The sequence below is a fragment of the Dyadobacter flavalbus genome (genome assembly GCF_006149045.1).
GTDB lineage: Bacteria > Bacteroidota > Bacteroidia > Cytophagales > Spirosomataceae > Dyadobacter > Dyadobacter flavalbus.
The window spans coordinates 288,420-299,584 of the sequence record NZ_VBSN01000069.1 but is presented as its reverse complement, the minus strand read 5'-3'; the positions used below and the strand labels follow the sequence as shown (position 1 = coordinate 299,584).

The 11,165-nt window shown below is 44.4% G+C and carries 8 protein-coding genes; 4 read left to right on the top strand and 4 right to left on the bottom strand.

What is annotated here, in order from left to right; genetic code table 11:
* Positions 1–159: 159 nt before the first annotated feature.
* Positions 160–1,227: a recombinase RecA gene (gene recA, locus FEM33_RS23115; RefSeq protein WP_139014333.1), complete on the bottom strand. Its 1,068-nt coding sequence runs from the start codon at positions 1,225–1,227 to the stop codon at positions 160–162.
* 209 nt (positions 1,228–1,436) lie between these two features.
* On the bottom strand, positions 1,437–2,936 hold the full coding sequence (locus FEM33_RS23110) for a hypothetical protein (protein ID WP_139014332.1): 1,500 nt from the start codon (positions 2,934–2,936) through the stop codon (positions 1,437–1,439).
* Between the two features lie 163 nt (positions 2,937–3,099).
* Here FEM33_RS23110 and FEM33_RS23105 point away from each other — a divergent pair, with 163 nt between their 5' ends.
* Positions 3,100–4,134 (top strand): aminopeptidase, encoded by a 1,035-nt coding sequence (locus tag FEM33_RS23105; protein WP_201747830.1) that lies wholly within the window; start codon positions 3,100–3,102, stop codon positions 4,132–4,134.
* A 13-nt stretch (positions 4,135–4,147) separates the two neighbouring features.
* Positions 4,148–4,939, top strand: coding sequence for a DUF3108 domain-containing protein (locus tag FEM33_RS23100; RefSeq protein WP_139014331.1), 792 nt, complete (start codon positions 4,148–4,150; stop codon positions 4,937–4,939).
* Here FEM33_RS23100 and FEM33_RS23095 read toward each other — a convergent pair.
* Entirely contained in the window at positions 4,926–5,900 is a 975-nt protein-coding gene (locus tag FEM33_RS23095) for a hypothetical protein (RefSeq protein WP_139014330.1), read from the bottom strand. The two genes, FEM33_RS23100 and FEM33_RS23095, sit on opposite strands and share 14 nt — an antisense overlap.
* Positions 5,901–5,955: 55 nt before the next feature.
* Positions 5,956–7,389 (bottom strand): chromosomal replication initiator protein DnaA, encoded by a 1,434-nt coding sequence (gene dnaA, locus FEM33_RS23090; protein ID WP_138281368.1) that lies wholly within the window; start codon positions 7,387–7,389, stop codon positions 5,956–5,958.
* Positions 7,390–7,642: 253 nt separating this feature from the next.
* Between dnaA and FEM33_RS23085 the strand changes: the two genes are divergently transcribed.
* The gene (locus FEM33_RS23085) at positions 7,643–9,025 is read left to right on the top strand and encodes a methylmalonyl-CoA mutase family protein (protein ID WP_139014329.1); all 1,383 of its coding nucleotides are present in this window, start codon (positions 7,643–7,645) and stop codon (positions 9,023–9,025) included.
* Positions 9,022–11,163: a methylmalonyl-CoA mutase gene (gene scpA, locus FEM33_RS23080; protein ID WP_139014328.1), complete on the top strand. Its 2,142-nt coding sequence runs from the start codon at positions 9,022–9,024 to the stop codon at positions 11,161–11,163. The genes FEM33_RS23085 and scpA overlap by 4 nt, the downstream gene beginning before the upstream one ends.
* Positions 11,164–11,165 lie beyond the last annotated feature (2 nt).

Below are 11,165 nucleotides of genomic sequence, written 5' to 3'. Positions count from 1 at the left end.
ATCCTTTAATACTATCTCCGTTCAGATAAGCATTTACAATCGTTAGTCTGAACTCTACACTGAATTTTCTGTTTTTACCCATAAAAAATGCCCCCAAGAAGTGTCTAACTTTTTGGGGGCAGTGCAATAAACAGGGCATTTTTATTTATAAGGCAAATATTATAGCGGAGAACCTTCGTCAGGAATGTTAGGCTCGCTGGTATCAATCAATGAATCCGGGTCGTTGTTAACTTTTCCGCGGACTTTCGCTTCAAGCTCGTCCATCAATTCCGGATTGTCTTTGATAAGCGCTTTTACCGCGTCCCGACCCTGTCCCAGACGGTTTCCGTCATAACTGAACCATGAACCGGATTTCTTAACGATATCGAGCTCAACAGCCAGGTCAATAATTTCACCAACCTTGGAGATGCCTTCGCCGTACATGATATCGAATTCCACAACTTTAAACGGCGGCGCTACTTTATTTTTCACAACTTTAACGCGTGTACGGTTACCAAGAATCGCATCCGCACTTTCCTTGATCTGTCCAACCCGGCGAATATCCAGACGAACGGAAGCATAATATTTAAGCGCGTTTCCACCGGTTGTAGTCTCAGGGTTACCGAACATCACACCGATTTTTTCACGCAGCTGGTTGATGAAAATACAGCAGCATCCGGTTTTATTAATCACACCGGTCAGCTTACGCAATGCCTGAGACATCAGACGTGCCTGCAGACCCATTTTGCTGTCACCCATTTCTCCTTCAAGTTCTGCACGGGGTACAAGCGCAGCAACGGAGTCAATAACAATTATATCCACAGCGCCGCTGCTGATCAGATGTTCAGCAATTTCAAGTGCCTGTTCACCGCTGTCCGGCTGGGAAATCAGAAGGTTGCTGGTATCAATGCCCAGTTTTTCGGCATAGGACCGATCAAAAGCGTGCTCTGCATCAATGAATGCCGCAAGGCCGCCTTTTCTTTGTGCTTCGGCAATGCAGTGCATTGACAAAGTAGTTTTACCGGATGATTCCGGCCCATAAATCTCAACAACACGTCCGCGCGGTACGCCGCCTACACCCAAAGCAAGATCTAGCCCTAATGAACCTGTGGATATTACGGGAATATCAAGCACTTTGGTGTCGCTAAGACGCATTACTGTGCCTTTTCCGTAAGCCTTATCCAGTTTTTCGAGCGTAGTCTGTAACGCTTTTAGTTTGTTGTCTTTATCTGTGGTTGCTTGTGCCATAAATGGTGACAGAAATTTAGTTTGTACATGAAAAAGGCGGCTTTTTCGTCACAAAAACCGCCTGCTAATTGGTCTTTTTACATTGTAAATTTAGCAAATTACTCTTAGAAAAGCAACGTATTTACCCTTTAAAAATATAATTATTTAAGCTCTTTTTTCAGTAAAAATAATACTTGGTAAAAGTTTACAAGTAGTTAATTATCAAACGGTTATTCCTGATTATCCAACGGTTTAGCCGGAGCCATCTTCAACTCGTAGAATGAATCTCTTTTACCCAGGTACTGATCGGCTTCCAGCTGCGTCCACTTGTCTTTCAGGACTTCGTAAATATTGGCATAGGCATCGTACGGAATGGGCTGAAAACCTGTTTTTTCGGGTATGAACCGCTGCGTAACAACGTTGACTTTCATGGATCTTACAAATCTTCCTGCGGCAATCAGACAGCACGACGTCAGCAATAAAAACAGCAGGATGCTGTAAGCCGATTTGCGGATCATATGCCAGGCAGTAGCAGCTGAAACAGAAGCCAGCGGGTAAAAAAGGTACATGCCCACAATCAGCAGATACGGCATCAAGCCACGAAACAGAAAATCATTCACCTTGCCAATCCGGTAAATCGGAAAGATCATGATAAAGGCCAGAATCAGAAAAAATGGAATGGAAGGAAGTGCCCTTTGTCTTTCACTCCGGAAATACCTGAATGCCAGATAAAAGATCAGCAGATTAAGACCGATGTTAATGCTGTATTCAATGACTCTGCTCGACATACTGTCCGGAAACTGCCAAATAAAACCGGAAATCGGTGCTTCTTCGTGGGAAAGAAAGAATATCAGTACCGGCAGACAAGCCGTAAACGGAAGTATAACCGAGTTGATAACCAGTTTCCAGTCCAGCCTGAACCCGGCCAGAAGCCATTTGCGTACGATCAGCAGCCCGGCCAGCAATCCGCTCGTAAATGCAGGAAATACAGCCCACCAGAAAGTTAATGCGACAGGAAAAACAATGTTTTCAAGCGGAAGCCTGTTTTTGAGAATATAAACAAACATACCGCCGACAATCAAAGTCGGAATGACCTGATTAGGTACCCAAAGAAGATTTTCAAAATTGGACCAGGATTCGATTCCGAAATCGCCGAACTCGTACAAATGGCCGGTTATTTTGTAAAAAACGGTTTTGATCACATGCGGCGTATCGCCGATGGCCATAGCAAGCAGTACATAAAGCATTTTCCTGTTAAGAACCACGTAAACCCACGAAATCCCGAGAAAGAATCCAATGAAAGTCCAGATGAAAATAAATGCCTCGCTGATGCTTCCCGTCAGTTTGGAAAAAATGGCAGGAACGACGTAATAACCATAGTAATAGGAAATCACCGGACCGTCCAATGGAATGCGGATCGGCCAGTCGTACTTAAAGAGCTCGTAAAATTTGGTATTATGGCACCAGTAATCGAAAGTCTGATAGGAAAGCCCGCTGATACCCGACATAAAGGTGATGATGAGCGCCACTATTGTCAGCAGCAATAAGTCTTTCGCATTCAGTGTCGTTTCTGAAACCGGATTGTTTTGCAATAAAACGGTAGTAAAAAGATATAAAAGCAGAACAATACCTACGACGGCAATGACCAAATTTGTCCAGAAATAAAAGAAAATTAAATTTGGCAAAAGTAAATAGCCCAAACTCAGGCTACGAAGAGTTCGTATATTCATTCAGATTAACTAGCAGGAACATTGAGAAATTGGTATCCAAAGGTACGACTAAAACGATATGCATGCTGTGCTTTATCAAAACTGGAATCTGTTTTCAAATATTTTGTCGCTGAAATTGTATTATTTCCGTTATCGTTTATAAAAATCATTTCAATACTGATCTGTGCTTAAAAAATTATTTATTGGGTTGCTTGTCATCCTGTTGCTTGCCGCATTCTATTACAAAGACCTGATCAGCTATGGCTGGATGCAGGCCAGCGGCCAGATCGGAATACTGATGAATGTAGAAGATGTGGAAGATGTGATGAAAAATCCTGCATTTCCGGATTCCCTTAAGGCACGCATCCGGCTCATTCAGGAAATAAAGCAATTCGGCGTGGATTCACTGGGACTTGAACCCTCCAAAAACTACACCACATTTTATAATCAGCACGGCAAGCCGCTGATATGGCTGATAACAGCTTCGCCCCGCTACAAAATTGAACCTTACAAATGGCGGTTTCCGGTTGTGGGCACTTTTCCTTACAAAGGCTTTTTTGATTCCACCCGTGCCGTAACAGAAGAACAGCAACTGATTCAGAAAGGACTGGATACGGATATTGGCGAAGTTTCAGCCTGGTCTACGCTGGGTTATCTCAAAGATCCCATTCTTTCCAGCATGCTAAAAAGAAAAGACGGCAGTCTGGCCAACCTTATTCTGCATGAACTGACGCATGGAACACTTTTTGTTAAAAGTGATCTGGAACTGAACGAGAATCTTGCCAGTTTTATCGGAGATCAGGGCGCCATACGGTTTTTAAAGTATAAATTCGGTGAGAATTCACAGGAACTGAAATTGTATGAATATTCGAAAGAATATAATGATGCTTATTCCGGCCATATGCTCCGGGGAATAGCCAAGCTGGACAGCCTTTACAAAACGTTCAAAGACCTTTCGCCGGATCCGAAAAAAGACACACTAAAAAAAAGAATCATTATGAATATACTTAGCGACGCAGATACACTTCTTTCCAGCAAGCGTACGTTTAAAAACAAAAATTCTCTTCCGGACAGCAAATTGCCCAATAACGCCTATTTTATAAGTTATCAGACTTATAAATCGAAACAGGATATTTTTCGCAAGGAGTTTAAGAGCAAGTTTGGTGGAGACCTGAAAAAATATCTGGCCTATTTGAAAGTAAAATATCCCTCTATGTAATTAAAAGATCCGCATGAACAGATCGCACTTAATATTAGCCATCATAACGTTATTCATTTATTTTTCCTTTAAACAATACGAACAGAACCGCGTCATACCGAATAAAAGCTTTTGCACCGGTGAAAAGGTTGAATACCGGGTCCATTACGGTTTTATCAACGCGGCCGAAGCCAAGGTTGAGATTGCCAAATCGGTGTCGGTCGTCAACAACAGGCCTTGCTTCAAGGTAAATGCTACGGGACGAACCGTCGGAGCATTTGACCTGATTTCACGCGTAAGAGACACATGGCGTTCATACATTGACACTTCCGCCATTTTGCCGCATATGTTTGAACGCCAGATTCAGGAAAACAAATACCGGAAAGATGAAAAGGTTATTTTCAATCATAACAAGGATCAGGCAATTGCCAGCGAAAAGGATGAAACCAAAACGTTCAATGTGCCCAATAACATCCATGATATCATAAGCGGGTACTTCTTTCTGCGTACGATCAATTTTGAAAAGGTTTCCGAAGGCGAAGTGATTGAAGTACCCACTTTTTTTGACGGGGAAGTTTACAAGCTCAGGGTCCGGTATTCCGGCAAAGACGTGATCAAAACCAGATTCGGAAAAACGCGCGTGCTCCGGCTCAACCCGATCATTCCGCACAACAAGCTTTTTAAAGGAGAATCACCGATGCGTCTCTGGATTTCGGATGACTCCAACAAAATCCCGCTGAAAGCGGAAGTGGAACTGGTGATCGGATCGCTGGAAATGGATATAAAATCATATAAGGGCCTGCGTAAGGAAATCACCTGGTTTTGAGCATGCGGTTTCTTCTCCATTCCTGAATTTGCCTGAAAGGAAAAGCCAGTTGGTTTTTCCTGATGGTAAAATACTGCTTTTTTTCACTTCCGAAACTTTCGTAAAAAGAAGCAACCGTACTTATATCCGGGCTTTCAAAATCAAAGATCAGCGGTTGCCCGGCATTGAAGTAAAAATAATAATCCAGTAAATAGGTCCTTGCATTTCCGGCCCGGCCGATCTTATCCGATGCATTGAAAATATAAATGGCTTTTCCGTAGTTCCTGAACAGCAGAATGCCGGCATGGATCTTATCGTCTTTTTCTGCATACCAAAGTTCACTTCTGGAAGGCAACAGCCTGAAAAGCAGGTTCAGTTTACGATAAGCATTCCTGCTAACCCCGCCCGGGATCCGGGAAGCATGATTTTCTTTGAACATCCGGATGAGCGGTTTTATATCTGCACTCATCTGAATTGTCCATTGCTTTTTTTTGCTGCGCTTCAGATTCAGTTTCCGGTCGGTTGTGTACTGGTAATAAATCCTGTTGTAATGCTGTCCCAGCCGGAGCCAGTACGTGCTCTGCTCCTTAAATTCAAATTCTTCGAAACGGGAGCAAATTGTTTTCATCAGGTCATAATTTTCCGGATTAAAGGAATAACTTGAAATGTAGGAATAATGTTGGGACAAGGCCTTCATAAAAGCTTCCACTTCGGGAACAGTCAGTTCCTTTCTGGAAAACAAGCCGAGATACTGACAAAAAAGAGGCTGGGAAATAACCGATATACCGATCCTTTTCTTTATCGGCAACGGCATTACAATCGTATAATCATATACCGACGGCCAAACCAGCGCCTTCCAGCCACTACATACAATATCCAGATAAAAACTGTTTGCGTAGACAACGGCTTGCTTGGAACGCCGGATATGATCATTCCAGATCAAATCGAAAATTTGGGAACGGTTAACAAGAACGGGGGTCATTTGCTGAATCCAAGGTTTGATGAAACAATTCATTTCCCCTTTTAGACTCCGTTTTCTACTTGAAGTAACTGCGAAGTTTTTGCAGCGTTTCCTCCACATCAGGCGTTTCATCCATTAACAGGTTGACACTCTGTATGGAATGGATTACTGTACTGTGGTCCCGGCCTCCAAAATGATACCCGATTGATTTCAACGGAAGATCGGTGTATTCCTTGGCAAGGTACATCGCCAGCTGGCGGGGATAAACAACTTCTTTCTTGCGGCTCTTGCTTTTCAGGTCAGCAATCGTAATCTGGAAAAAGTCGGCTATGATTTCCTGGATGGTATCAATCGTCACTTCCTTGTCTTCATTCATTACGATGTTCCGCAATGTATTCTTTGCAAGTTCAACGTCAATTTCCCTTCTTGTCAGCGAAGCCTGCGCCATGAGCGATACAATAACGCCTTCCAGTTCCCGTACGTTGGAATTGACGCTGTGCGCAATGTATTCAATCACATCATAATCGATGGAAATGCCTTCGGACTGGATTTTTTTCTGGATAATGGCGATACGCGTCTCAAAATCTGGCGTCTGAAGATCTGCAGTAAGCCCCCATTTGAAACGGGACAACAACCGGTCCTGCAATCCCTGCAGTTCACGCGGCGGCCGGTCACTGGTCATAATGATCTGCTTGCCGAGCTGGTGCAGATGGTTGAAAATATGGAAGAAAGTATCCTGCGTTTTTTCTTTTCCTGAAAGAAACTGCACATCATCAATAGCCAGGACATCCACTTTCATGTAAAAATCGGTAAAGTCCTGAAGCGTATTGTTCCGGATTGAATTGATAAACTGGTTTGTAAATTTTTCCGAGGAAACGTACAGCACCAGTTTATTGTCAAAATGGTTCATGATGTAATTCCCGATGGCCTGCACCAAATGCGTTTTGCCAAGCCCTACCCCGCCGTACATCATCAGCGGATTGAATGAAGTAAGTCCGGGGCGCTGCGCCACGGCAAAACCGGCCGATCTTGCCAGCCGGTTGCAATCGCCTTCTATGAAGTTATCGAACGAATAGTTGGGATTAAGATAAGTATCCAGGTTCATCGAATCCTGATCCTTGTCTTTGTCCTTGTTATTTGTGCCCAGACGCGGGTCCGTTGCAAAATTATCCGGTTTGGTAAAGTTCGGCGATTTCTGTGTGGACACATTCATCGTAAGCGGCTGATGCTTTTCATTGCCTTTGTCCACTATAATGGAATATTCCAGCAAGCCGTCACGGCCAATGGCATAGTCCAGCGCTTTCCTCAACAGATTGACATAGTTATCTTCCAGCCATTCGTAAAAGAACTGGCTGGGAACCTGAATAGTGAGCACTTTACCGTAAAGTTTCAATGGCCGTATAGGTTCAAACCACGTTTTAAAACTTTGCTCGGGAATGTGCTGCTGAATTACACGCAGGCAGGCATCCCAGATCTGGTCAACTTCTCTATTTTTGGTAACTCTTTCCAATGTGTACTTGCCGAATTCAGAATGTCAAAATGTAAAAGGACGGCAAAGATATAAAAATACCTGATCTCTGCAGATTAAACCAGAATTCAATTTAGTATCAAAGGCCGCGATCTGCAAGCATATAAATAAAAACAATGAAACTAAATGCTGCAATCGGCGTAAGATGCTGTTACGAAGCGGCTGCAATAATAAAATGTAATGCCAAATTTGTAGCTTTGTTCAGCCACAAGATGAGCCAAATCCATGCTGTTCCATGAAAATACAAACCAGTTTATCTGAACAAGACGGCGTATCTTCCAGAGAAATCTGGGAAAAACAGGTCAGGAAAGAACTGAAGGAAAATACGGACAAGCTGGACACATGGAAAATCGGAACAGATCTTCATTTTGAACCGTATGCAACACAAGAAGACTGTAAGGATGAACGCATCGAAACAGTTCAGCTTTGCCAGAAGCAAACGCCCGGCTGGCTCAACATGCCCTTGATACAGGGCACCGATTTTGAATCCGTAAAATATTCCGCTGAAAATGCGCTGAAACAGGGTGCGGATGCAATTCTGCTGAAAATGGATTGGCCGGATTTATTGCAAATGGATGAATCGCAGCATTTTCTTTCAAATCCTGAAAACACCATTTTCTTTCAAACGCCGGAATACCCGGAAGTTTTAATTAAGGAAATATATAAAAGCTCAGCGTTGAATTGGAAAGGCGGCATTGCCTTTGACCCGCTGGCAAACTGGATGCGTACCGGAACACACTTTGCCGGCTCCGTCGATTCCGTTGCGACCATATTGAATAATGCCGGTAGCAAAAAGGATTTCCGTCCGTTGATGATTGAAAGCCATGTTTTTCATTACAGCGGCGCAACGCCGGTGCAGGAACTGGCCTTTCTGATTGCTTCAACGGTTACCTATCTGGACTACTTAACAGATGCCGGAGTTTCCGCACAAAAAGTATTTGAAAACCTTTATTTCTCGGTCCCGGCAGGAACACATTATCTGACTGAAATTGCCAAGTTCCGTGCATTGAGGTATCTTTTCTTTAAGATCGGCCGAGCTTATCGTGTTCCGGATCAGCAATGCAGAGCGTTTGTTCATGCAACGACTTCTTCTTTTTATTATGCTGAGAAATCGACGCATAACAACATCATCAGAGCTACTTCAGAGGCCATGAGTGCGGTTACGGGCGGTTGTGATGCGCTTACAACGCTGCCATTCGATTTTTGTTCCGGACAGTTAAATGAGTTTCCCGACCGTATTGCACGCAACGTTTCCAATATTCTGGCGCATGAAAGTCTGCTGAATCAGGTTGCAGATCCGGCATCGGGCTCGTATCTGCTGGAAAACATGACGCTCAGCCTGGCAGATGCGGCATGGGAATTGTTTCTTGAAACAGAAGAAAAAGGCGGACTGGAACGCTGCTTTGAAAACGGGTTTATACAAGATGAACTGGATAAATCATTAAATAGCAGCACAGCAGCTTTTGGAACGGGTAAAATTCTGGTCGGCGTTAACAAATTTGAAGAACAGGAATCTGACAGCAGTTTCCGGAATGAAGAAAAAGTATTTTCCAGGGAAAACAGAAACGGTCTGCAACTTTTGATAGCTAAAAACTTGTCACAATTAATCCGGTCATGAAGCCAGATTTCAAAAATATTCCTGCAAAAAACCAAACGGATGCTTCCCGGCAAACCGACATACAGGAAAATAGCAGGCTTACTGCAGAAGAAATCAGGCTTAAAATGATATATACAAAAAAAGACACAAGCGGTCTTGCCCATCTGCATTACGGAGCAGGAACGCCGCCATTCCTGCGCGGGCCGTACGCAAGCATGTACCTCGAACGCCCCTGGACCATACGACAATATGCAGGCTTTTCTACTGCCGAGGATTCCAATGCCTTTTACAAAAAGAACCTTGCAGCCGGCCAGAAAGGACTTTCCGTTGCTTTTGACCTTGCTACGCACCGCGGCTACGATTCGGATCATCCGCGCGTAACCGGCGATGTGGGCAAAGCGGGCGTAGCCATTGATTCCGTGGAAGATATGAAAATACTGTTTGATCAGATTCCACTCAATGAAATGTCTGTTTCCATGACTATGAACGGAGCCGTTATTCCGGTTATGGCTTTTTTTATTGTAGCTGCCGAAGAACAGGGCATAACACCGGAAATGCTGTCAGGCACGATCCAGAACGACATTTTAAAAGAATTTATGGTGCGAAACACGTACATCTATCCGCCGGCGGCATCCATGCGTATTGTCGGAGACGTATTTGCGTATACTTCGCAGTTTATGCCGAAATTCAACTCAATCAGCATCAGCGGATATCACATGCATGAAGCGGGCGCGCCGGCGCATATCGAACTGGCTTATACGCTTGCAGACGGACTGGAATACATCCGAACGGGAATTAACGCAGGCATAGCCATTGATGATTTTGCACCCAGACTTTCTTTTTTCTGGGGAATCGGCATGAACCTTTTCATGGAAATTGCAAAAATGCGTGCGGGAAGGTTTTTATGGTCAAAAATCGCAAGCCAGTTTAAGCCGGAAAATGAAAAATCGCTGATGCTCAGAACGCATTCCCAGACAAGCGGTTATAGTCTGACCGAACAAGATCCATATAACAACATCACGCGAACGACAGTTGAAGCCATGGCGGCCGTTATGGGCCATACGCAGTCACTTCATACCAATTCCATGGACGAAGCCATTGCACTTCCTACCGACCGCTCCGCAAGAATTGCCCGAAATACGCAGCTGATTATTCAGCATGAAACAGATCTTTGCCATGCGGTGGACCCGTGGGGCGGTTCTTATTATGTGGAATACCTGACCAATCAGCTGATTGAAAAAGCCTGGCAGCTGATTGAGGAAATTGAACAGCTCGGCGGCATGACCAAAGCAATAGAAACCGGTCTGCCAAAGATGCGCATAGAAGAAGCCGCCACCAGAAAACAGGCCCGGATTGACGCAGTAAAAGACATCATTGTCGGTGTGAATAAATTCAAAACGGAAGAAAAGGAATATCTTGACATCCTTCAGATTGATAACGTTGCTGTGCGTCAGGCACAAACGGCACGATTGAATTCAATTAAAAAAGAAAGAAGCAATTCAGAAGTAAAAACTGCGCTGGAAGCCGTTACTGCAGCATGCAGGGAAAAAGGCGGAAAAGACATGAACAGCAATTTGCTTGCGCTGGCCGTTCAGGCAGCCAGGAAAAGAGCAACTTTGGGAGAAATTTCGGATGCTATGGTAAAGGAATTCGGACGGTATAAATCAGCCATACGGGCAGTTTCAGGAATATATCAGCAGGAATCTTCGGATCAGGACGAGTTCCGGAAAGCACTTGCCCTATCGGACGAATTCGCAGAAACGGAAGGGCGCCGGCCAAGAATCCTGATCGCCAAAATGGGCCAGGACGGACATGACCGCGGCGCAAAAGTCATTGCAACCAGTTTTGCAGACCTCGGCTTTGACGTGGACATCGGCCCGCTTTTCCAGACTCCGCAGGAAGTTGCAAAGCAGGCCGCTGAAAATGATGTGCATGTGGTGGGCGCTTCAAGTCTTGCAGCCGGCCATGTTACCTTGATTCCTGAGCTGATCGAGGAACTGAAAAAAATCGGGCGGGAAGATATTATGGTGATTGTGGGCGGCGTAATTCCTGCACAGGATTACGAGTTGCTATATAATGCCGGCGTAAAAGGCATTTTCGGATCGGGAACAAATATCCCGGTTGCGGCGCAAATGATTCTGCACGAACTGATGAGTTGATG

Bases quoted from the DNA above. Each gene is read 5' to 3' on its own strand.
- FEM33_RS23085 (WP_139014329.1), top strand. From the start codon at position 7,643: ATGAAAATACAAACCAGTTTATCTGAACAAGACGGCGTATCTTCCAGA.
- recA (WP_139014333.1), bottom strand. From the start codon at position 1,227: ATGGCACAAGCAACCACAGATAAAGACAACAAACTAAAAGCGTTACAG.
- FEM33_RS23095 (WP_139014330.1), bottom strand. From the start codon at position 5,900: ATGACCCCCGTTCTTGTTAACCGTTCCCAAATTTTCGATTTGATCTGG.
- FEM33_RS23100 (WP_139014331.1), top strand. From the start codon at position 4,148: ATGAACAGATCGCACTTAATATTAGCCATCATAACGTTATTCATTTAT.
- scpA (WP_139014328.1), top strand. From the start codon at position 9,022: ATGAAGCCAGATTTCAAAAATATTCCTGCAAAAAACCAAACGGATGCT.
- FEM33_RS23110 (WP_139014332.1), bottom strand. From the start codon at position 2,936: ATGAATATACGAACTCTTCGTAGCCTGAGTTTGGGCTATTTACTTTTG.